Raw genomic sequence first — 22,218 nt, 5'->3', positions numbered from 1 at the left:
GTCCAGCTGGCGGTCAGGCCGCCTTGGCGAACTGGGTGGCGTACAGGTCGGCGTACAGCCCGCCCTGGGCCAGGAGTTCCTCGTGGGTACCGCGTTCGCGGATCCGGCCCTCGTCGAGGACGAGGATGACGTCGGCGTTGCGGATCGTCGACAGCCGGTGCGCGATGACGAGCGACGTACGGCCGACCAGCGCGTTGGCCAGCGCGGCCTGAACCGCGGCCTCCGACTCGGAGTCGAGGTGGGCGGTCGCCTCGTCGAGGATGACGATCGACGGGGACTTGAGCAGCAGCCGGGCAATCGCGAGGCGCTGGCGTTCACCGCCGGACAGCCGGTAGCCGCGGTCGCCGACCACGGTGTCGAGGCCGTCGGGCAGGCTCTTGACGAGCGTCGCGATCTGGGCGCCTTGGAGCGCCTGGTGCAGTTCGGCGTCGGTGGCATCCGGGCGGGCGAGCAGCAGGTTGGCGCGGATCGTGTCGTGGTACATGTGCGAGTCCTGCGTGACGACGCCGATCGCCGCGCGGAGCGAGCTCTGCGTGACTTCGCGTACGTCGTGACCGCCGACCAGCACGGCCCCGCCGGTGGCGTCGTACATCCGGGAGACGAGCGAGGACAGCGTCGACTTGCCGGCACCGGACGGGCCGACGACGGCGACCAGTTGGCCTGGCTCGACGGTGAAGGTGACGTCCTTGAGGACCTCTTCACCGGTCTCGGCCGACAGCGTCGCGACCGACTCCAGCGAGGCGAGCGACACCTCCTCGGCCGACGGGTAGTGGAACGACACGTGGTCGAACTCGATCGACGGCTCGGCGGTCGGCGGGAGCTCGCGCGCATCCTTGCGGTCGGCAACCATCGGCGGGAGATCGAGGACCTCGAGCACCCGCTCGAAGCTGACCAGCGTGGTCATCACGTCGACCTGAATGTTGGACAGCGCGGTCAGCGGGCCGTACAGGCGGTTCAGGTACGCCGTCAGGGCAACGACCGTACCGATGCCGAGGGCACCTTCTACCGCGAAGACACCGCCGACGCCGTACACGAGGGCGACGGCGAGCGCCGCTACCAGGGTCAGCGAGACGCGGAAGATGCTGCCGTACATGGCGGTGGTGACGCCGATGTCGCGGACGCGGGCAGCCTTGCCGGCGAAGTCACGCGACGAGTCCTGGGTCCGGCCGAAGACCTTGGCCAGAACCGCACCGGCGACGTTGAAGCGCTCGGTCATGGTCTGGGCCATCGTGGCGTTGAGCTTGTACGTCTCGGCGGTCGCCTCACGCAACTTCCCGGCCAGGAGCCGGGCCGGGATGACGAACAGCGGGAGTACGACCAGGGCGAGCAGGGTGATCTGCCACGACATCACGAACATCGCTGCGAGTACGAGGGCGACGCTGAGCAGGTTGCTGACGACGTTCGAGAGCGTCGAGGTGAACGCCTGCTGGGCGCCGAGGACGTCGCCGTTGAGCCGCTGGATCAGGGCGCCGGTCTGTGTCCGGCTGAAGAAGGCGACGGGGAGTTGCTGCACGTGGTCGAAGACGGCGGTGCGGAGGTCGTAGACGAGACCTTCACCGATCCGTGCGGAGAACCAGCGCTCGCCGAGGGTGATCGCGCTGTTCGCGACCGCCAGCATGGCGACGACGAAGGCGAGCCAGACGACGACCTGGGCATGGCCGGGGATGATCCCCTTGTCGATGATCGCCTTGAACAGCAGCGGGGTGACTGCACCGGTCCCGGCGTCGAACGCGACGAGGACCAGGAAGAAGGCGAGGTAGCCGCGGTAGGGGCGGGCAAACCCGAGAATCCGCCGGAGCGTGCCGGCGGAAAGCTTGTGGTGACGAACGGAGGAGTCTTTCATCAGCGAGCGCATCGCACGCCCGCCCCCGGCTCCCCCGCCGGGAAGTCCAGAAATCTGTGACATACAGACCCTTTCGGCAGGGAACAGTTATACTGAGGTTAACTCATTATGAGACAACCTCACAAGATCCCGTTCTATTCCCACGCGCGCACGACGGCCCTACGGGCCGCCGACTACTAGGCTCTGCTCATGCATGGGCCGGATGATGCCGCGGAGCAGATCGCAGCGTTGCTGGACGGAATCGTCCGCCGACAACGCCGCGCCTCCCGCGAGGGCTTCGGCGAAAGCGTCACCCACGGCCAATTCCGCGTACTGCGGACGCTCGACAACGCAGACCAGCCGCTGCGACTGAGCGAGCTGGCGGCGCGGCTCGGAATCGTGCCGCGCTCGGCCACCTCGGTCGTGGACGACCTGGAGGCGGCCGGACTGCTGGAACGGCAACCGGACCCACACGACCGCCGGGCAACCCTGGTGGACCTCACCCCTGAGGGCCGCCAGATCCTGACGACCCTCCGGGAAAAACGCCGCGACGTAATGGTGACTCAACTGTCCCGCCTGACCGCCGACGAGCAGCAGACGCTGGCCCAGCTGCTCCAGCGCCTGGCCGAGGACTGATCAGGCCATTTAGGTCTTTGAGCATGCAGTTGAGAAGCAACTGCGACTAGTTGCTAGTGGCAAGTGCTCGGGCGGTGGCGAGCTCATAGAGGAACGTGTTGACCGGGGTCGGGACGCCCGCTTCGTTGCCCAGGCGCACGACCGCGCCGGTCCAGGCGTCGAGTTCGGAGGGGCGACCGGCGATGAGGTCGCGCTGGAGAGAGGTGGTGCCGTCGGCCGGGAGGCTGTCGATCCAGGCGAGGGTCCGGGGTACGACATCCTCCGCGAGGTGGATGCCGCGGGCAACGGCGACGTCGCGGATCTCGGTGGTGGCATCGGTGAGGAGTCGCCGGGTGGCGGGGTGCGTCCGGAGTACGCCGTACCCAGCGCCCGTCGCAGTACCCAGGCCGCCGCTCGGGACGACCGAGAGGAACTTGCTCCACAGCGCGGCCCAGATGTCCTCCGCGACGACCGCTTGCAGTCCGGCCGCGACGAAGGCATCCCGGAGCGAGTCGGCGCGGGAGGACGGCCGGTTGTCCCACTCGGCGAACGTCAGCTTGCCGCTGCCGAGGTGCCGGATGATCCCCGGACCGTCGACGTACGCGATCACCTCGGCAGCACCGGGCAGTACGGCGTCCCGCCCGAACGACTCGGCCACCTGATCCGGCGCCTCTACGCCGTTCTGCACCGTCACGATCGCGGTGTCGGGACCGACCAGCGGCTGGATCGCGCCGATCGCCTCGGACAGCTGCCAGGTCTTCACGCTGACCAGAACGAAGTCGACCACCCCGAGCTCGGCCGGATCGCTCGTCGCCTGCACCGGCAACTGGAGGTCACCCAGGGGGCTCTGCACCACCAATCCGTCCGACCTCAGCGCCTCGAGGTGCTTGCCCCGCGCCACGAACCCGACGTCCTGCCCCGCCGCGGCCAGCCGCGCGCCGAAGTACCCGCCCACACCACCGGCGCCGATGATCCCGATCCTCACAAGCTGCTCCCTTGTTACCGGTTTAACTGGTAACAGAAATGATAGGCTACGGCCATGAACACGCGCTTCACCTGGGTCGGCAGCCGCCCGTCGGTCGACTTCACCGCGACCGTCGGCAAGCGGGAGCAGGCTCCGTTCGAGCGCATGCAGGAGCCGGCAGATCTGGCTCGCTGGTTCCGGGAGGCGGGCCTCACGCATGACGAGGTGCCGGTCTCGCGCCGGACGTACCGTCAGGCGGTCCAGCTCCGGGAGGCGCTCTACCGGCTCTTCACCGGCGCCACGCGTCCCGCCGATCTCGACGTGGTCAACCAATGGAGCACCCGCCCGCTGGCCGGCCCGCGGCTGACCCCGGACCGTCGCGTGGCCACAGCGCTGACAGACGTTCCGGAGCTGCTCAGCAGGCTCGCCCGCGATGCGGTCGACCTGGTCACCGGGCCGCTGGCCGAGCGGATCCGGGTCTGCGCGTCCGACGACTGTTCCCTGCTGTTCGTCGACACGAGCCGCCCAGGCCAACGCCGCTGGTGCTCGATGAACACCTGCGGCGCCCGGGCCAAGATGGCGACGTACCGCGCGCCCGATTGAGAAGTTCGCGCAATCCATCAGGGCGTGGACAGCGCGGCTGGTTGATTGTCGGTATGCGTACACCGACTACTACTCCGGCGCAGGCGGCCGGAATGATCCGCCGCGACCAGGAACTCCTGCTCAGCCGGGTCGAGGGAAAGAGCGAGGACGAGCTGAGGGCGCCGTACGACGTGACTGCCGGCCCGCTCGGCGACTTCTGCGACTCCTTGCACGACCTAGTCGCCCACGTGCTGATGTGGGACGAGATCAACCTCGCCGTACTGCGGGATGCCAAGGCCGGCCGGCTGCACTGGAGCCTCGACCCGCGCTGGGAGACCGCCGAGATCGGGCGAGCCCTCAACCTGGGCGGCGTCGAAGCCGGGCGGCGGATCCCGTCCGAGCTGGTGCTCCACCGGTTCACCAGCGTCGGCGCCACGCTGGTGACCGAGATCGAGCAGTACGACGAGCAGGCGTGGGCCGACCCGTCGACCGGTGCCGGGTTCGACGGCGGGATCGGGGCGCTGGCCGAATATGTGTCGACGACGCCGGACGGGTTCCTGTTCGCCCACGCGGCCCGTCATCTGCAGCCGGTGGCCGCATGACCCCGGAGCTGATCGAGAGCCCGGAGTACGGGTCCGAAACCGACGCCCTGCTGAAGCTGCTCGCCGACGCGCCGGCGATCGAAGACTCTTACGAAGCATTGCTGCTGGACCGCGAAGACCTACCGGATCCCGCGCTGGCCGGCCTACCCGATCCCCGCGTTTCGTTGGACGACCTGACGATCGAACTCCCCGGACGCACGCTGGCAGCACGGGTATACCGCTACGCAACCCAGCCGCGACCGATCGTGCTCTGGCTGCACGGCGGCGGTTTCATCGGCGGTCACCTACGCGACATCGAGTACGCGACCTCCGGCATCGCTGCCAACGGCAACGTCACCGTTGTCTCGCTCAACTATCGACTGGCGCCCGAAGCCCCTTATCCAGCAGGGCTTCACGACACCTACGAAACGCTGCAATGGATCCGCGAACACGCCGCCGAGCTGAACGGCGACGGCCAGATCGCCATCGGAGGTCAGAGCGCGGGAGCTGCGCTTGCCGCCGGCACCTGTTTGCTGGCGCGGGACGAAGGCACCCGACTCCCCGACCGCCAGATCCTCTGCTACCCGACCCTGGACCTACACCCGGACGCAGACTGGCACGAGTGGTACTTCGCCACGGACGAGATCCCATCCACCGCCGTACCGCTCAAAGCAGACTCGCTCGCCGGTCTCCCACCAACGCTCATGCTGGCCGCCGGCCGAGACTCGTTGCGACCGGACGCCATCGCCTACGCCGACCGTCTCGGACAGGCCGGTATACCAACCCGGCTCGTCGAGTACGCCGACACCATGCACGCGTTCCTCAACTTTCCGGCCGCATTGTCGGCCGGGCGTCATGCGGTCGAGTTGATCGGCGCAGACCTCCGCTCGACGTTCAGTGCACCCCGCGCATGAGGCGCTTGATCGGACGGGAGGCCAGCGCGAGCAGCCCACCCAGTACCAGCGCGACCACGCCGATGACGCCGAAGTACGGCGCCTCGTGCTCGGTGCTGTAGAGCTTCGCGAGTACGCCGGACATCGCCGTACCGAGTGCGACCGAGAGGAAGAACAACGCGACCATCTGGGTGCGGAACGCCTCGGGCGCGAGTTTTGTCGACAAGGAGAGACCGACCGGCGAGATCAGTAGCTCGGCGATCGTGAAGACCAGCAGGATGCCGGCGAGTCCGAGCAGCGGCGCGCTGTTCGGACCGCCGCCGGCCATGGTCAGGAACAGCAGGAACGCGATCCCCATCACGGCCAGCCCGGCGCTGAACTTGATCGGTGTCGACGGCTGCCGCGAACCGAGTTTCGTCCACAGCGCGGCGAACACGCCGGACAGGACGATGATCATCACCGGGTTGATCGACTGCACGAACGACACCGGCATCTCCCAGCCGAAGATGTTCCGGTCCAGGCGCTGGTCCGAATAGACCGTCACCACGGTGAACTGCTGCTGATAGAGCGACCAGAACGCCGCACTCGCGATGAACAGCGGGATGAACGCGAGCACCCGGCTCCGTTCGACGTCGGTCAGCCGGCCGCTGCCGAGGATGACGACGAAGTACGCGATCGCGGCGAGCGCGCTGATCACCGCGACCGCGAGCGCGTACCGCGCGGCGGGCAGGATGCCGGAGATCAAGATCCCGACGACGACCACCAGCGCCGCCACGGCGCCGATGATCATCCGCCGCATCGCGTCGGGGGTCAGCGGGTTCGGCACCCGGCGGGCCTCGTCGCTCAGCCGGCGACGGCCGGCACCGTACTGGACGAGGCCGAGGAACATCCCCGCCGCCGCCAGCGCGAAGCCGTAGTGGAAACCGACGTTCTTCTGCAGCAGCCCGGTCAGCAGCGGTCCGGCGAAGGCGCCGAGGTTGATCCCGAGGTAGAAGAGGGAGAAGCCGGCGTCGCGGCGATCGTCGTTCTCGCTGTACAGCGTCCCGACCAGGGAGGTGGCGTTCGCCTTCACCCCGCCGCTACCGACGGCGATCAGCACCAGCCCGACCGCGACCCCGGCCAGGCCGGGGATCACTGCGAGCGCGATATGACCGACCATCACCACGACCGCCGCGTAGAACAGGGTCCGTTCGGGGCCGATCACGCGGTCGGCGAGCCAGGCGCCGAGGATCGTGGAGAGGTAGACGAGTCCGCCGTACGCGCCGACGATGCTGGTCGCCGTACCTTCGTCGATGCCCAGGCCGCCGCGATCGGCGGGGTAGTACAGGTAGATCAGCAGGATGCCCTGCATGCCGTAGAACGAGAAGCGTTCCCACAGCTCGACGCCGAAAAGATTGGCCAGTACGGGCGGCTGGCCGAAGAACGTGCGTTGCGATTGTTCGGTCTCCGGGCTGCTCACGGCAAGAATCTCCTTGCTGATCGGCTCAGGGGGTCGGTCAGTGCTCCGCGCGGTAGGTGAAGAAGCGCGCGGGGTTGCCGGCGGCTCGCGGGTTCGAGGCCAGCCAGGTGGCGAACGAGTCCGGGTGGCGGCGCTCGAGTTCGTCGAGATAAGCACGCCGTACGTCGACCATCGCCTGCCGACGGTCGGCGCCGAGGGCCCGCTGGAGCTGGGTGAAGCTCCGCCGCCAGGCCAGGCACAGCTCGTCGTCACTGAGCTCACCGACGCTGCGCACGACGGCGGTGAGGTACTTCGGCATCGGCCAGTCGGGCGCCGGGCGGCCGTCCGTCTGCACTACCTGCCTAAGGCTAGCCGATGCCTTGGGCAACTTCATCGGCCGGCGCCGCCGTACCTCACGGGGCGGCTTCTCGGCCGTCCCGGAGCGGAGCCAGCTGATGACGGGTGGGGAGGAGCCGACGACGAGGAGCATCAGCGCGACCGTCCGGGCGCCGACCGCGGCGGCGTACCCGCAGACCGCGAGGACGAACAGTCCGCCGAGCACGGCCCAGCGCGGAACGAGGTACGTCAGATCACTGGACGGCAGGTCTCGACCGAGCGCGATGCTCAAGCAGACCGCTCCCGCGGTGAACGCGGCGACCAGGAACGCGACCAGGTTCGTCGACGGCGAGACGAACACCAGCGACGCAACGACTCCGATTGTGGCCAGCAGTCCCACGGCTGCCCGCCAGATGCGCGAATACCGCAGCTCGACGTCCACCATGTTCATCCCAGTGCCCCATCGCCCAGTCGTCCAACCAGACGTTCCACCCCCAGTGTTACTCGCCGGTGGCCATCAATGAAGACACCATGCCCAGTAAGTCAGTAGACGTGTCGCCCGCGCACCGGCAGGGTGGGTCGAAGGAGAGGAGTTCCCCATGACCGGCGCAGTGATCTGGCACATGACGATGTCGCTGGACGGATTCATCGGGGATCGCGACGACAAGCTCGACTGGAGCTTCGCCGGCGGGCCGTCCGCGCTGGGCGACGAGGTGATCCGGACGACCGGCGCCTTCCTGTGCGGCGGGAAGCGGATCGAGGCGGTCGCCGAGAATCGTCCGTACGGTGGGGTGTGGACCGGGCCGGTCTTCGTCTACACGCGCAAGGATCCGGCGACGAACCCGGGCCCCGAGTTCACTTACGTGTCAGGAGACATCCGCGACGTCGTACGCCGGGGCGTGGAGGCGGCCGCCGGCAAGAACCTCGTCGTGACCGGTGGCGCCGTACCGCGTTTGGCCCTGGACGCCGGCCTGGTCGACGAGATCGTCCTGCACATCGCCCCGGTCCTGCTCGGCGAAGGCATCCGCTTCTACGACAGCCCCGGCGTCGACCCCACCAAACTCGAGGTCGTGACCGCCGACGGACTGAACTTCCGGTTCAAGGTCCTCAGGTAACGCAGTCTGCAACCGGTTGCACTATCGTGGGTTCATGTCGCCACGTCTGCAGCGGGCGCCGGGGGTCACGATCGGCGATATCGCTGCCGCAGCTCAGGTCTCGCGGTCGACGGTGTCGCGGGCGTTCACCCGGCCGCAGCTGCTCAGTCCGGAGACCGTCGACCATGTCCGTGCGGTCGCGGCCCGGCTCGGGTACGTCGGGAACCAGGCGGCGCGGGCGCTGTCGACGGGGCGGTTCGGCAACATCGCGGTCGTCGTACCGGATATCGCGAACCCGTTCTTCCCGCCGCTGGTTCGGAGCCTGCAATCGGCCGCGGAGACGGCCGACCTGGCGGTGTTCCTCGGCGACTCGGACGAGTCCGCGGAGCGGGAGGCCAAGCTGATCGCCCGGCTCGCGCCGCAGGTGGAGGGGTTCGTGCTGGCCTCGCCGCGGTTGTCGGAGCAGCTGATCCGGGAACTGGCGGCTACTCGTCCAGTTGTGCTGGTGAACCGCGATCTGGACGGCATCCCCCGCGTGCTGATCGACTCCACCGGCGGTATGACCGAGGCGGTGATGCTGCTGAAGAAGCTCGGGCACGAGCGGATCGCTTATCTGGCCGGCCCTCGGGACTCGTGGTCTGACCAGCAGCGACGGGAGGTTCTGACGTCGGCCGCGTCGGGGTTGACGGTGGAGGTCATCGAGGTGGGCCGGCCGAGCTACGCGGCCGGGCGGGACTCGGTGTCGGCGCTCGTGCGGTCCGGCGCGACGGCTGCGATCGCGTTCGACGACGTGGTCTCGCAGGGGGTGCTGGCGGGGCTCGAGTTGCGCGGGATCTCGGTGCCTGGCGACTTCAGCCTGGTTGGCTGCGACGACACTCTCGCCGCGCTCACCACGCCCGCCCTCACGAGCGTGTCCGCCGGAGCATCCACGGCAGGCACAGCCGCAGCCCAGCTGCTCATCCGCCTGATGGAGGACGCCGACGACGCCGGAGAGTGCATGACGATCGCGACTCACCTGGTGACTCGGGCGACGACCGCGACGGCGCCGAAAGGGGCGCTGACCTGATGCGTGACGCGTTGACGTGCAACCGGTTGCATGCTGGAATCACGAGATGACTCGGATCGCCATCGCCGGAGCCGCCCATCCGCACGTGGCCTACGCGACCGCGGAGGTCGACGCTGTCGACTCGCTTTCACTGGTCGCGGTGGCGGACCCGAGTCGCGAGCTCGCTGAGCGATGGGCCGCGCCGTACGACGCGAAGGTGTTCACGGATCACCAGCAGATGCTGCGCGAGGTGTCGCCCGACATTGTCATGGTCGCCGGCATCTACGGTGACCGCGGTCAGGCCGTCGTCGACTCCTTGAATGCCGGCTGCCACGTCATCGCCGACAAGCCGCTCTGCACGACCATCGAGGACCTCGACGCGATCACCGAAGCCGCGCAACGCACCGGCCGCCACGTGACGCTGCTGCTGGAGAAGCGCTACTACCCCGTGACGCTCGCGGCCATGGAGATCTCCAGCCAACTCGGCACGATCCACGGCGTCACCGCCTCCGGCCCGCACAAGCTCAACCGCCCGACCCGCCCGGACTGGTTCTTCGACCGGGCGCGCTACGGCGGCGTACTCAATGACCTCGCCGTCCATGACATCGACGCAGGGCTGCTCTTCACCGGTCTGACCAGTGGCACCGTCAGCGGCTCGATCGTGGGCAGTTCGTACGGCGTCGCGACGCTGAGCGGACCCGGTGCGCTGATCACCGCCGGCGTGGACTGGATGAATCCGGCGGGCTCACCGGTGCACGGCGACTACCGGATGAAGCTCATCGGCACGGACGGCACCGCCGAACTGCTCTGGGCGCGCCACCGTCTCGTCCTCACGACGACCGACCTCGCACCACACGACATACCGCTGCCGGCCGGTCATCGCCCCGCCGAGCTGCCCCTGCAGGCGCTTGCTGCAGGCAACGAACCGGATATCACCACGGCTCGCGGCCTGCTGGCCACGCGCCTGGCCCTGCTCGCACAACAGTCCGCCGAGATCGGCGGCGTACCGCTTCCTTGGACGACTCCCTGATCCCTGATCGAAGAGAGGTCTCATGCGTTTCGCCCTGATCGGTGCCGGCGCGATCGGCACTGTGCACGCTCGCCTCATCGAAGCCCTAGGCAACGAAGCCGAACTGGTCGCGGTCGTCGACCAGGACCTCGACCGCGCCGGAAAGCTCGTCGAACAGTACGGCGGTCAGGCGTTCTCGTCGCCCGCCGATGCTTTCGCGGCTGCTTCGGTCGATGCCGTGTCCATTTGTCTACCGAGTGCGCTGCACGCGGACCTTGCCATCGAGGCGTTGCAGGCCGGTAAGCACGTGATCGTCGAGAAGCCGGTGGACATCACGCTCGCCGCCGCCGACCGCCTGATCGAGGCTGCGCGATCGACCGGGCTCACCATGTCCGTGATCAGCCAGCGCCGTTTCCAGCCGCCGGTCGCGCAGATCCGCGCGGCGATCGACTCCGGCGCGCTCGGCCGGGTGACGTCGGGGATCTCCGAGTCGGCGTTCTTCCGGCCGCAGTCGTACTACGACGGCGACGACTGGCGCGGCACGCTCGCGATCGACGGCGGCGGCGCGCTGATGAACCAAGGCATTCACGCGCTCGACCTGCTGGTGTGGATGCTCGGCCGCCCGGTGCAGGTCAGCGCTCAGACCGGCATGCTCGCCCATTCCGGTATCGAGGTGGAGGATCTGGCCGGCGCGACGATCCTGTTCGAGAGCGGGGCGATCGGGTTGCTGCTCGCCAGCACTGCGGCGTACCCGGGTCGTCCGGTGCGGCTGACGATCCACGGCGATCAAGGTACGGCGGTGCTCGACGACGATGAGCTCGCGTACTTCGCTTCCGCCTCGGCTGCTGCGCCTGAGGCGTCAGTGCTGGAGGGACCAGCCGATTGGGGTCCGGTGGAGCTTGCGCATCTCGCGCAGTACCGCGATTTCATCGCCGCTGTCCGTTCCGGACGTGCGCCGGCCGTGTCGCTGGAGGCCGGGCGACGCTCGTTGGCGACGGTCCTCGCCGTGTACGAATCCGCCCGGCTGGGGCGTCCCGTTGAGCTGGAGGAGAACTGATGCGCATCGCCCTGGTCGGGACTGAGAACAGCCACGCGGACCACATCGTCCGCCTGTTGAACGTTGACCGGATCGCCGACGCACGGATCGCCGCTCTGGTCGGCGACGACGAGAAGACCCGCAAGCTCGCCGCTGCCGGCGGAATCACTGAGGTCGTCCCCACGTCCGGCGAGCTGATCGGCTCGGTCGACGCGTTGATCATCACCAATCGCGATGGGGCGCTGCACCGCGAGCACGCCGTACCTTTCCTGGAAGCAGGCGTTCCGGTTTGGGTCGACAAGCCGCTCGCTGCTGGTGGTGCGGATGCGCGGGCGATCCTCGATGCTGCTGGGGACACTCTTGTCACTTCGTATTCGGCCGTTCGGTGGGTTGCTGACGCTGATGCGATTGCGGCGGCGGACGTCGGCGAGGTGCAGACGGTGACGGTCACGGGGCCGGCTGATCCGGACAGCGAGTACAGCGGGATCTTCTTCTACGGGATTCATATCGCGGACCTTGCGCAGCGGTTGGCGCCGGGCGAACCCGGTCCGGTCGAGGTCGAGCGCGTCGGCTCGACGATCGTTGCGCGGTACCGCAGCAACGGGGTGCTGGTGACGCTGCAGTTCGTGAAGCCGACGGACGAGGGCCGGGTGCCTTTCCACGCTGCCGTCGTCGGGCGTACCGGTCTTGCCAGCCAGGCGATTCAGCTGGACGAGGACTACGTCGTACCTGGATTGAAGGTCTTCTTGCAGATGCTCGAGACCGGGCAACGTCCTCTCGACGACGCGACCATGCTGGCTCCGATCACCGTGCTCGAGCAGTTGTGAAGCGGCTTATCGCGGCTCTGGTCCTGTTGTTCGCGGTCGTTCCTGGTGTGCCGGCGTCGGCCAGCACTGGCCGGCCGGTGGCGAGGTACAACCAGGATCGAGCCATGTGGCTGTGGGAGCAGGACTCGTACTCGGCCGTGTTCGACCGGGCGGCGCGGGACAAGCTCGGGCGGATGATGGACGACACGACGACGTTCGGGTCGGATCCGGTGAAGACGTTGTACGTCGGCGTAGCGGCGTACAACGGTCAGGACATGTTGCGGGACTCGCGGCAACAGGTGGCGTCGTTCGTGCGATGGGCTCGGGGGCGCGGGTACCACGTGCAGGCGGTGATCGCGGGCGGTACGAATCCGCCGTACCTCGGGGTGCTTCCGCAGTACCAGCATCTGGCGATCGGTGAGTTTACGAAGGTGCTCGACTACAACCGCACCGCGCCGGCGAACGCTCGGTTCGATGGCGTGAATGTGGATATCGAGCCGTATCTGCTGCCGGAGTGGAAGGAGCCGGGTACGACGCTGCCGACGATCTGGCTCGACCTGCTGGCGAAGTTCATTCATCTGCGGGACGTGTCCGGGCAGAAGCTGCTGGTCGGGCCGGCGATCCCGTTCTGGTTCGACAGTTCGGACTGCTGTACGGCGATCACCTGGCACGGCAAGACCGCGCCGCTGAGCGATCACGTCCAGGACCTCACCGACTACGTCGCGTTGATGGACTACACCGAGACCGCGACCGGGATCATCTCGCGCGCCGAACACGAGATCGCTTATGCCGCGGCGATCGGCAAACCGCAGTCGGTGGTGATCGGTGTCGAGAGCAAGGATCTGTCCGGGACCAGCGATCCCGAGACGGTCACGTTCTACGAAGAAGGCCGGACGTACATGGAGGCCGAGCTGGACAAGGTGTACGCCGCTCTCGGAGACACGCCCGCCTTCGCCGGGATCGCGATGCACCACTACGGCAGCCTGCTTCTGTTGCCGTCGGTGTGGGGTGAAGGTGGCGTGTACTACCCCTCGTAGGTCTCACACCTTCTGGGGCTGCGGCGTTCCATAGATATGAACAAGTACGAGCGACGAGTAGCCGGAGCCGACTGGGACGCGGTGACCGCCGAGGTGAACGACCTCGGCGGCGCGCTGCTCCCCGAACTGCTGACGCCCTCTGAGGCTGGGCGGATCGCCGCGCTGTACGACGACGTCGCGCGCTTCCGCGCGACCATCGACATGGCGCGGCACCGGTTCGGTGAGGGGCAGTACCGGTACTTCGATCGGCCGTTCCCCGCTGAGGTCGAGGCGTTGCGGCAGGCGCTTTATCCGCGGCTGCTGCCGATCGCGCGCGATTGGTATACCAAACTCGGCCGCGAACCGGAGTGGCCGGACACGCTCGACGAATGGCTCGACATCTGCCACTCAGCCGGCCAGACCCGCCCGACGCCGATCCTCCTGCGCTACGGCGCCGGCGATTGGAACGCGCTGCATCGGGATCTGTACGGCGACAAGGTGTTTCCGTTGCAGGTCGTGATCAACCTGAACGCGCCTGGGGTCGACCACACCGGCGGCGAATTCCTCCTCGTCGAACAACGCCCACGAGCACAATCCCGCGGCACCGCAACCCTCATCCCCCAAGGCCACGGCCTCCTCTTCACCACCCGAGACCGCCCAGTCAAATCAACCCGAGGCTGGTCCGCCTCCCCCGTCCGCCACGGCGTCTCCCCCATCCGAACCGGCCACCGCCACACCCTCGGCCTCGTCTTCCACGACGCCAAGTAAAAAGGACACCGCTACGCGGCGGCTGTCCTATCGGCCGCCTCCGGCGGCGTACGCGATCGCCTCCTCACCCAGCCGAACCCGACGAGCATCACCTGGCGAGGCGGACACGACGACCGGACGCCGCTCCGCGGCGGCTGCCTTTTGGCCGCCTCCGGCGGCGCGCGAACGCCCCCTCGCCCGAACGTACCCGGCGAGCATCATTCGATCCGCTGGACAAGCCGATCGGACGCCCCTCCGCGACGACTGTCTGCTGGCCCTCGGCGGCGTACTCGAACTACGTGTTGGTGGTCAGGTCGACAGGATCGGCGAACGTCCACAAGATGACCGGTACGGGCGACTCGGCGTTCAACTTCGCCATGGTGGCGACTGCGGGTGCCGTGGAGCGGAGGGTGACGCTGATGCCGGAGTAGTCGTGGCTCGGGCCGGTTGAGCTGACGGTGTCGCCGTGATCGGTCATCAGTTGCCGCGCCATCGGGTCGAGCTCCGGGGCTGAGTACGTGGTTGCGTGGAAGATCACGGGCATCGGCTGCGCGGCGGCGAGGGTCTGCAACTCCGGCGGAGGTGCGCCCTTCCAATAGACCTTGATGCTGTTGCCATGGCGCTGGAGCGCGACACCACCGACGTCCGCATTCGGGTGCTGCGCGATCCAGGCGCCCAAAGCGTCGGCCGCGATGGTCAGCGGCGTCGGCATCAGCTCGATCGGCACCGCGCCGTCGATCGGCACCTTCGGTGGATGCTCATTGTCACCGCCAGCCGTACCTTGAGCCATCCTGCTCATGCTCCAAAGTAGCTCGGCTCAGCTGTGCAGCGTGGGGTGGTAAATGAGTTCTTGGGTGCGACCGTCGAAGGTGTGGGTTTCCAGGAGCTCGAGGTCGAAGTCGGCGGCGTTCTGGAAGATGGGCTCGACGCCGGTTTGGCCGGCGATGACCGGGAAGATCGTGATCTGGACGCGGTCGACGAGGCCAGCTGCCATCAGGGCTCGGTTCAGCGACAGGCTGCCGTGGGAGCGGAGCGGTACGTCGGACTCCTCCTTGAGGCGGGTGATCAGCTCGACGGCGTCGCCGGTCACGACGGTTGCGTCAGGCCAGTCGAAGGGGCCTTCGAGCGTGGACGACACCACAGTGGTCGGCATGGGCCGCATCCGACCGTTCACCGGGTCCAGCTCCTCGGCCGAGATCTTGCTCGAGCCGATCATCTGCATCATCAGCCGGAACGTGTCGGCTCCGAAGACCATCCGCTGCTCCTCGTCGTACTGCGCAATCCGCCGCTCGATGAACTCCGGCCCGTGCTTCCCCCAGTACGGCCCCCAGTCGGCGTTGTCGTACGACGCGAACCCGTCAAGGCTGGAGAAGACGTCGAAGGTATAGGTCGCGGTCATGTAGGTCTCCCTTGAATGCCTCGGCCGCGCCCGATGGGCGGCCATTCACCCCTGCGTCGAACACACCACGCCTGATTCGACATCACCCAGCCAATCCAGAACCACCCCTGCAGCTCACGTCGAAAGGCCGGTACCACTCTCTGTGATCCTCGGCGGTGTGGATGTCCGCTAACGACAGGAGGTGTCCCTCGCGGCGGGCCGTCCCTCAGCGTGAATCGCTCGCCGATCGGCCCCCAAACCCGACTACCTCCTGTCGTTAGCTGCAGCCTCCCGAATCCCAGTCCGCTAGGTCGTCCTGCCGAGGCATCTCTCCGCGGCTACCGCCGCAGGCAGCCAGAAAACAGCCGCCGGGAAGCGGGCGACCGCCCACCTCATCCGCCACACCTACACAGTCAGCAGCCCAACCCGCCCCGCAGCCCACCTACGTGCCACGCGCCGGACACGTGCAGCCGAGACGCATTGCCCGCCGCCGAAGGCGGCCAAGAAAGCAGCCGCCGCGAAGCGGTGTCCGCTCTCGCGGTCACCAGATCACATGATGCGCGCCGGAAACAGACAGGCGAGATGACATCGCGCACGCCGCCGAAGGCGGCCAACAAGACAGCCGCCGCGAAGCGGTGTCCTTTCGCGGGGTGGTGTCTGTTTGTCGGTGTCCGCTTCAGCCTTTTACGCCGGTGAGGGTTACGCCTTCTACGAAGTAGCGTTGGAGGACGAAGAAGATGAGGATTATGGGGAGGATGACTACCAGGGAGGCGGCCATCAGGAAGCCCCATTGGGCGGTGTAGGTGGATTGGAAGCCGGCCAGGCCGAGGGCGAGGGTGTAGTGGCTGTCGGAGGTCAGGTAGAGGAGCGGGCCGAGGAAGTCGTTCCAGACGCCGATGAAGGTGAAGATCACCACGACCACGACGACCGGTTTCGACAGCGGCATGATGACGGCCCAGAAAACCTTCCAGGGGGTGGCGCCGTCGATGTAGGCAGCCTCGTCGAGCTCGTACGGGATGGTCAGGAAGAACTGCCGGAACAGGAAGATGTTGAACACCCCGCCGCCCGCACCGGCGAACCACGCCGGCACCGTCAGCGGGATGAAGGTGTCGAGCGCGCCGACGGAGCCCCACATCACGAACGTCGGGATCAGCGTCACGGCGTACGGCAGCATCACGCCCGTCAACAGCAACCCGAAGATCAGGTTCCGGCCGCGCCAGCGCAGCCTGGAGAAGCTGAAGGCCGCCAGCGCGCAGGTGAGGACGGTCCCGGTGACGACGAGTACCTCGATGATCATCGTGTTCAGGAAGTACCGCGCGAACGGCTGCGACCCCAACGCCCCGCTGAAGTTCGCCCACGCGAACGGCCGCGGGATCCATTGCGGCGGCGACACGAAGATCTGGTTGTCGTCCATCAACGCACTGCGGACGAGCCAGGCGAACGGCGTGACCATGATCAGCCCGCCCGCGGCCAGCAACACCCAGACCGCGGTACGGCGAACCAGCGAGCCTTCTCGTGTCACCGGGCCGCTCCCATCTCGTAGTACACCCATCGGCGCGCATTGCGGAACAGCAGCACAGTGATGACCAGGACGATCACGAACAACACCCAGGCCAGTGCGCTCGCGTACCCGATCTCGCTGTCGGTGAACGCCTTCGTGTAGAGGTAGTAGATGTAGAACTCGGTCGCGTTGTTCGGCCCGCCCTGCGTCATGATGTACGCCTGGTTGAAGACCTGGAACGTGCCGATCGTGCCGGTGACCAGGTTGTAGAAGATCGTCGGCGTCATGAACGGCAGCGTCACGTGCCGGAACCGCGCCCACGACCCGCCGCCGTCGATCGCGACCGCCTCGTACAACTGACGCGGCACGCCCTGCAGCCCGGCAAGGAAGATCACCATCGCGTTCCCGAATCCCCACGTGCTCATCAGAATCAGCGACGGTACGGCGCTCTGCTCGCCGTAGATCCAGCTCGACGTCGGCAGCCCGGCCTGCCGGAGCATGCTGTTGAGCAGACCGAAGTCCGGGTTGAAGATCCAGATCCACAGCACCGAACTGGCGACCGCCGGCACCAGCGTCGGCAGGTAGTAGACCGTCCGCCAGAACCCGCGACCGCGAATGCCCTGGTTGACCAGCATCGCGATCACGAACCCGACCACCAGGGTGAGCGGTACGACGCCGAGCGTGTAGTACGTCGTGACGCTCAACGACTTCCAGAACAGCGGATCGTGCCCCAGCTGCCGATAGTTGCCTAGACCAACGAACTTCGCCGGGGCGCCGATCTGCCAGTCGGTCAGGCTGAAGAACAGCGACGCGATCATCGGGCCGATCGTGAAGATCAGGAAGCCGAGGATCGCCGGTGCCGCGAGCAACCATCCCCAGCGTCGTTCTGCTCTCATCAGCTGCCGTTGGTGGGGTACGTGCCCTGCAGGAGACCGCCGTTCAGCTTCGCCGCCAACGGCTTGAGTACGTCGGCAGCCGGGGTCTTGCCCTGCTGGATGACCTGGATCGCCGGCGTCAGCACCTTGTCGATCGCCTCGATGTTGCGAAGCTTCTGGTAGAAGTACGGCGCCGAGCTGTTCATCGTGTAGTCGACCCCGGCCGTCTTGTACTCCGCCGGGTGCGCGTCGTTCTTCGTCCAGACGTCGATGTCCTTCGGATCGGTGTAGTACCGCTTCTCCAACGGCATCCACAGACCGGTGCTGAACAGGTCGACCTTCGTCGGGTTGTCGTGGAAGAGATACAGCTCGACCGCCTCCTGCTCGTGCTTGGTCGAGGAGAAGATCGCGGTCGCACCGCCGAGTGTGATCGTCATCGGCTTGCTGTACTTCGGCAGCACGCCCATCCCGAACTCGAGCTTGCCCTGGGCAAGATCCAGCAGCGTCCACTGCCCGTCGATCACCATCGCCACGCGACGGGTCTTGAGCTGCACCGTCGTGCTCGGCGCATTGTTGCCGAGTTGCGCCGGTGTCGGCGCGACGCGGTGTTTGTACATCAGGTCGGCGAGGTTCTGGAACACCTCGATCGCCTCAGGGGTGTCCAGCATCGACTTGCGGCCGGTGTCGTCTGCGAAGTTGATGCCGCGGCTGAGCAGGAGCGGTTGATACACCGTCGGCCCCAGCCCGGCGGAAACGCCGTACTGGCGGATGCGCTTCGGGTCGAAGCCGTCCTCGTCGGGGTGCTTGCCGTTCTGGTCGAGCGTGAGTTTGTAGGCGTTCTGGACGAAGGTGTCCCAGCTCCACGCCTTGTCCGCCTCGGCCGGCGGCGTCTCCACGCCGGCCTCCGACAGCGCCGGTTTGCTGTACCAGAGCGACATGATCTCGTTGGCGCTCTGCGTGCCGTACGTCTTGCCCTTGTCCCACCAGAAGTACGTGCCGGGCAGACGGTTCGCGAGGTCCGGGTACTTGTCGAAGTACGGGTACAGGTTGACGAGTTTGCCCTGCTCGGCAAGGCGATATCCCATCGGGCTCTGCATGTAGCAGAGGTCCGGCTGGCGGTTGCTGGCGACCAGAGCGTTCAGCTTGGTGTCGTAGTCCGCCGGGGTGAAGACGGGCTTCACCGTAACGCCGGACTTCTCCTGCTCGAACGCCTTGAGCATGTTCGAGATGGCCTTCTGCTCCGCGGTCGAGCCCCAGAACATGAACTGCAGTTCCTTGGACCCGCCGCCGGAGCCCGAGCCGCTGTCCCCCAGCGACTTGCCGCTGCAGCCGGCCAGCCCGGCGAGTGTGGCCAGCCCGCCGAGCTGCAGCGCACGGCGCCGTCCGAAGGTAGTTGCTGACATGAGCCCTCCTCGGGCAGTGAACACGGCCACCGAAACACGGCGGCAACATGTTTCCTGACAATAGGAGCGGAGCAGAAATCGGTCAAGGGTCAACGTTGTAACAGGATCGATTCAGGCGTCCCGGAAGGTATGGTTGTTTCCGGAAACATGGATCTGGGAGGTCGGTTGAGCCAGGAGAAGCGGGCGACGGTCAGGGATGTCGCGGCGCGGGCGGGGGTGTCACCGGGCACGGTGTCGAAGGCACTCAACGGCACCGGCCAGATCAGCGAGGCGACGCGGGAGCGGATCCGGCAGGCGGCGGAGGAGATCGACTTCCGGCCGAACGCACTGGCCCGCAGCGTGTTCGAGCGGCGCAGCTACACGGTCGGCATGATCACCACCGACAGCTTCGAACGGTTCAGCGTCCCGGTGATGCTCGGCGCTGAGGATGCGCTCGGGGCCGGCCGGATCTCGGTGTTCCTGTGCGACAGCCGCGGCGATCCGATCCGCGAGCGGCACTACGTCGACGTACTGCTCGGTCGTCGCGTCGACGGGTTCATCGTGACCGGCCGCAACTTCAACCGCAGGCCTCCCCTGGCGGGCGCACGCGACGTACCGGTCGTCTATGCGTTGACGCCGTCCGCCGACGACAACGACTGCTCGGTGGTCGTTGACGACACCGCATCAGGGCGACTGGTCGCGGAGCACCTGCTCCGGATCGGCCGGACCAAGATCGCGCACGTCACCGGGCCGGAGCGTTTCGACCCCGCACGGAGCCGGCACGCCGGTCTCAGCGAGGCGCTCGCCGCGGCCGGTCTCGAGCTGACCGGCATGGCGATGTACGGCGGCTGGACCGAAGCATGGGGACGCCAGGCGACGCACATCCTGTTCCGCGAGAACCCGGACATCGACGCGATCCACTACGGCAGCGATCTGCTCGCTCGCGGCGGAGCTGACGCCCTGCGAGAGCTCGGCCGCCGCATCCCGGAAGACGTCGCGATCACCGGCACCGACAACTGGGAGCTGATCGCCGAGGGCGCACGACCGCCGCTGACCTCCGTGGATCTGCGGCTTGCCGACGTCGGCCGGGTGGCCGCCCAACGGTTGCTCGACGCAATCGAAGGACGGCCGCATGCGGGCCTCGAGCAGGTGCCCTGTCAGCTCGTCGTACGGGCGTCGACCGACGAGACGGCCGGCTGATACGGCAGCCACACCTTCATCGGCCCGACTTCGCGGTTCGCCCACTGGTAGTAGGGCAGGGCCGTGATCTGAACAGCCTCGTCCACTCCAGCTGGTACGTCGGCGTACAACTCGCTCGAGGATTGCCAGGTGGCCCCGCGGGCGGTGATGCGGTCGGTGCCAGGCACTTCGTCGAGCGTGGCGCCGGTCAGGACGAGATCGTCGACGGGTGCGGCCTGGTCGGCCTGCTCGACGGCGTACAGGAGCGGACCGCAGCAGATGGCGACCGAGCCGCGGATGCCTTCGACCCGTGGGTGACCGTGCACCAACCGAGGCGCCATCGGCAGGTTGAGAACGATGCGATCGCCGGCTCGCCAGTCCCGGCGGACCGTTGCGTACGTGCCCGCGACGCCCGGGACGACCTCGTCCCCGACAGCGATCTCGGCGCCGGCCGACCAGGCGGGGATCCGCAGGCTGATCGCCGTCTCGACAGGCTGATCGACCGTGATGACCACACGTCCGGACAACGGGTAGTCGGTGGCGACGCTCAACTGCAGGTCGCCCGCCGTGATCGAGCCGGCAGCGTACTGATGGATCTGCACGCCACTCTCGTTGCTAGTGGCAATGTAGTGCTGGAGTGACGCGAAGGTGCGCATCAGGTTCGTCGGGCAACAGCTCGTCCCGAACCACGGTTGACGACCGTTGCCCGGAGCCCGCTTGTCGGCGTCGTCGGAGTCGGCGCGCACCTGCAACGCGTTCACATAGAAGTACTTCGACCGATCAAGCGAAACTCCCGGCAGCACCGCGTTGTACAGCTGCCACTCGAACAGATCGGCGTACTTCGCCCTACCCGTTGCCAGTAGCAGCCGCCAGCTCCATTGCAGACTGGCGACCGCGGCGCAGGTCTCGCCGTACGCGACGTCGTTGGGAAGCTCGTACGGGTTTCCGAACGACTCACCGTCCCAGCGACTGCCGAGGCCGCCGTTGACGTACATCTTCGTCCGCACCATGTTCTGCCACTGTGTCTCGAGTTTCTCGAGCAGTTCGGTGTCGCCGGTCTCGATCGCGACATCGGTGGCACCGGCGGCGAGATAGATCGCGCGTACGGCGTGCCCCTCCGGCGCGGTGGTCTCGCGGACCGGGATCCGGTCGGACAAGTACGCCGCGCGTCCCGGGTTGCCTGGGGCAAGGATCGAGCGGCCGTGCGCGTCGACGAAGTACTTCGCCTGGTCGAGGTACCGCTGCTCGCCCGTCGCCCGGTACAGCTCGACCAGCGCCAGCTCGGCGACCGGATGGCCGCAGAAACCCTCACGCTGTCCGGGCCCGGTGCCGAACGTCCGATGCAGGTGATCGCCCGCCCGCCGCGCGACGTCGAGCAACGCGGTCCGTCCGGTCGCCCGGTACTGCGCGACCGCCGACTGGATCATCGCGCCCATGTTGAAGATCTCGTGATCGAAGTCGAGCTGTCCGTACCGCTCGTCCCGCCGCCCCGACTGCACGAACGTGCCGAGGTACCCGTCCTCGTCCTGTGCCGCCGCGACCAGCGCGGTCCGCGACTCCAGCCAGTCGATCAGCCGGGGATCCGTGCTCCGGCCGGCCTCCCAGGCGACCGCCTCGAGCCACTTGTAGGCCTCGCCGTCCTCGTAGTTCGGCCCGTGATACTCCGCATCCGTCACCCCCTTGGCGACATTGCGGAAGTTGTCCCACTGCTCCTCGAGATGCTCGGCACCCTTCGGGATCGAGACCGTCCCGTTGGTCGCCTGCAGTTCACCGAGGAAACTGCCGTCGAGTCGTACGTCGCGTAGGCCGAGCGGGCGCAGCGCGGTGGCCGCAACCGGCGCGGCCGGTCCCTGATCAGTCGTCGTCACCGCACCATCCTGACCGGGACGGCACGCCTGAGGCAACATGTTTCCGAACTT

General features: G+C 67.3%; 22 protein-coding genes. 12 read left to right on the top strand and 10 right to left on the bottom strand.

Annotation, left to right across the window (positions count from 1 at the left end; all coding sequences use genetic code 11):
• Nucleotides 1–13: 13 nt before the first annotated feature.
• A complete protein-coding gene (locus FDA38_RS07940; RefSeq protein ID WP_233714584.1) occupies nt 14–1,843 on the bottom strand; it encodes an ABC transporter ATP-binding protein in 1,830 nt (609 codons plus the stop codon).
• Between the two features lie 189 nt (nt 1,844–2,032).
• Between FDA38_RS07940 and FDA38_RS07935 the strand changes: the two genes are divergently transcribed.
• Nucleotides 2,033–2,458: a MarR family winged helix-turn-helix transcriptional regulator gene (locus tag FDA38_RS07935; RefSeq protein ID WP_137253375.1), complete on the top strand. Its 426-nt coding sequence runs from the start codon at nt 2,033–2,035 to the stop codon at nt 2,456–2,458.
• Nucleotides 2,459–2,504: 46 nt separating this feature from the next.
• On the opposite strand, the gene FDA38_RS07930 is transcribed toward FDA38_RS07935, so the two are convergent.
• Nucleotides 2,505–3,422: a 2-dehydropantoate 2-reductase gene (locus FDA38_RS07930; RefSeq protein WP_137253374.1), complete on the bottom strand. Its 918-nt coding sequence runs from the start codon at nt 3,420–3,422 to the stop codon at nt 2,505–2,507.
• 54 nt (nt 3,423–3,476) lie between these two features.
• On the opposite strand from FDA38_RS07930, the gene FDA38_RS07925 reads away from it, so the two are divergent.
• The 3 genes from FDA38_RS07925 to FDA38_RS07915 are packed head-to-tail and all read left to right on the top strand — an operon-like array spanning nt 3,477 to nt 5,478.
• Entirely contained in the window at nt 3,477–4,004 is a 528-nt protein-coding gene (locus FDA38_RS07925) for a CGNR zinc finger domain-containing protein (RefSeq protein ID WP_137253373.1), read from the top strand.
• 53 nt (nt 4,005–4,057) lie between these two features.
• Entirely contained in the window at nt 4,058–4,585 is a 528-nt protein-coding gene (locus FDA38_RS07920; RefSeq protein WP_137253372.1) for a hypothetical protein, read from the top strand.
• The gene (locus tag FDA38_RS07915) at nt 4,582–5,478 is read left to right on the top strand and encodes an alpha/beta hydrolase (protein ID WP_137253371.1); all 897 of its coding nucleotides are present in this window, start codon (nt 4,582–4,584) and stop codon (nt 5,476–5,478) included. Before FDA38_RS07920 ends, FDA38_RS07915 begins: the two co-directional genes overlap by 4 nt.
• On the opposite strand, the gene FDA38_RS07910 is transcribed toward FDA38_RS07915, so the two are convergent.
• Nucleotides 5,459–6,916, bottom strand: a complete 1,458-nt coding sequence (locus FDA38_RS07910; RefSeq protein ID WP_137253370.1) for a peptide MFS transporter — start codon at nt 6,914–6,916, stop codon at nt 5,459–5,461. The genes FDA38_RS07915 and FDA38_RS07910 overlap by 20 nt on opposite strands.
• 37 nt (nt 6,917–6,953) lie before the next feature.
• Nucleotides 6,954–7,682 (bottom strand): hypothetical protein, encoded by a 729-nt coding sequence (locus tag FDA38_RS07905; RefSeq protein ID WP_137253369.1) that lies wholly within the window; start codon nt 7,680–7,682, stop codon nt 6,954–6,956.
• A gap of 148 nt (nt 7,683–7,830) precedes the next feature.
• Between FDA38_RS07905 and FDA38_RS07900 the strand changes: the two genes are divergently transcribed.
• From FDA38_RS07900 to FDA38_RS07870, 7 genes are read left to right on the top strand one after another with little or no spacing between them, the layout of a single operon-like run.
• Nucleotides 7,831–8,346: a dihydrofolate reductase family protein gene (locus tag FDA38_RS07900; protein ID WP_137253368.1), complete on the top strand. Its 516-nt coding sequence runs from the start codon at nt 7,831–7,833 to the stop codon at nt 8,344–8,346.
• A gap of 34 nt (nt 8,347–8,380) precedes the next feature.
• Nucleotides 8,381–9,391 (top strand): LacI family DNA-binding transcriptional regulator, encoded by a 1,011-nt coding sequence (locus tag FDA38_RS07895; RefSeq protein WP_137253367.1) that lies wholly within the window; start codon nt 8,381–8,383, stop codon nt 9,389–9,391.
• Nucleotides 9,392–9,437: 46 nt separating this feature from the next.
• Nucleotides 9,438–10,400 carry a Gfo/Idh/MocA family protein gene (locus FDA38_RS07890; RefSeq protein WP_137253366.1) on the top strand — a complete coding sequence of 321 codons (963 nt, stop codon included), beginning with the start codon at nt 9,438–9,440 and terminating at the stop codon, nt 10,398–10,400.
• 22 nt (nt 10,401–10,422) lie between these two features.
• Entirely contained in the window at nt 10,423–11,436 is a 1,014-nt protein-coding gene (locus FDA38_RS07885) for a Gfo/Idh/MocA family protein (protein WP_137253365.1), read from the top strand.
• On the top strand, nt 11,436–12,242 hold the full coding sequence (locus FDA38_RS07880) for a Gfo/Idh/MocA family oxidoreductase (RefSeq protein WP_137253364.1): 807 nt from the start codon (nt 11,436–11,438) through the stop codon (nt 12,240–12,242). The genes FDA38_RS07885 and FDA38_RS07880 overlap by 1 nt, the downstream gene beginning before the upstream one ends.
• Nucleotides 12,239–13,258 (top strand): hypothetical protein, encoded by a 1,020-nt coding sequence (locus tag FDA38_RS07875; RefSeq protein WP_137253363.1) that lies wholly within the window; start codon nt 12,239–12,241, stop codon nt 13,256–13,258. Before FDA38_RS07880 ends, FDA38_RS07875 begins: the two co-directional genes overlap by 4 nt.
• Before the next feature lie 36 nt (nt 13,259–13,294).
• A complete protein-coding gene (locus FDA38_RS07870) occupies nt 13,295–14,005 on the top strand; it encodes a 2OG-Fe(II) oxygenase (RefSeq protein ID WP_137253362.1) in 711 nt (236 codons plus the stop codon).
• A gap of 274 nt (nt 14,006–14,279) precedes the next feature.
• On the opposite strand, the gene FDA38_RS07865 is transcribed toward FDA38_RS07870, so the two are convergent.
• The 5 genes from FDA38_RS07865 to FDA38_RS07845 all read right to left on the bottom strand — a co-directional run bounded on the left by FDA38_RS07865 (nt 14,280) and on the right by FDA38_RS07845 (nt 19,141).
• Entirely contained in the window at nt 14,280–14,783 is a 504-nt protein-coding gene (locus FDA38_RS07865) for a hypothetical protein (protein ID WP_137253361.1), read from the bottom strand.
• Nucleotides 14,784–14,801: 18 nt separating this feature from the next.
• Nucleotides 14,802–15,383, bottom strand: coding sequence for a dihydrofolate reductase family protein (locus tag FDA38_RS07860; RefSeq protein WP_137253360.1), 582 nt, complete (start codon nt 15,381–15,383; stop codon nt 14,802–14,804).
• A gap of 655 nt (nt 15,384–16,038) precedes the next feature.
• Nucleotides 16,039–16,884 carry a carbohydrate ABC transporter permease gene (locus FDA38_RS07855; RefSeq protein ID WP_233714583.1) on the bottom strand — a complete coding sequence of 282 codons (846 nt, stop codon included), beginning with the start codon at nt 16,882–16,884 and terminating at the stop codon, nt 16,039–16,041.
• Nucleotides 16,881–17,759: a carbohydrate ABC transporter permease gene (locus FDA38_RS07850; RefSeq protein WP_137253358.1), complete on the bottom strand. Its 879-nt coding sequence runs from the start codon at nt 17,757–17,759 to the stop codon at nt 16,881–16,883. Before FDA38_RS07850 ends, FDA38_RS07855 begins: the two co-directional genes overlap by 4 nt.
• Nucleotides 17,759–19,141 carry an extracellular solute-binding protein gene (locus tag FDA38_RS07845; RefSeq protein WP_137253357.1) on the bottom strand — a complete coding sequence of 461 codons (1,383 nt, stop codon included), beginning with the start codon at nt 19,139–19,141 and terminating at the stop codon, nt 17,759–17,761. Before FDA38_RS07845 ends, FDA38_RS07850 begins: the two co-directional genes overlap by 1 nt.
• A 165-nt stretch (nt 19,142–19,306) precedes the next feature.
• Between FDA38_RS07845 and FDA38_RS07840 the strand changes: the two genes are divergently transcribed.
• A complete protein-coding gene (locus tag FDA38_RS07840; protein ID WP_233714582.1) occupies nt 19,307–20,320 on the top strand; it encodes a LacI family DNA-binding transcriptional regulator in 1,014 nt (337 codons plus the stop codon).
• On the opposite strand, the gene FDA38_RS07835 is transcribed toward FDA38_RS07840, so the two are convergent.
• A complete protein-coding gene (locus tag FDA38_RS07835; RefSeq protein ID WP_170989618.1) occupies nt 20,278–22,167 on the bottom strand; it encodes a glycoside hydrolase family 127 protein in 1,890 nt (629 codons plus the stop codon). The genes FDA38_RS07840 and FDA38_RS07835 overlap by 43 nt on opposite strands.
• Nucleotides 22,168–22,218: the final 51 nt, after the last annotated feature.

The sequence above is a fragment of the Kribbella jiaozuonensis genome (genome assembly GCF_005233875.1).
GTDB lineage: Bacteria > Actinomycetota > Actinomycetes > Propionibacteriales > Kribbellaceae > Kribbella > Kribbella jiaozuonensis.
This window is presented reverse-complemented; position numbering and strand designations above follow the sequence as displayed.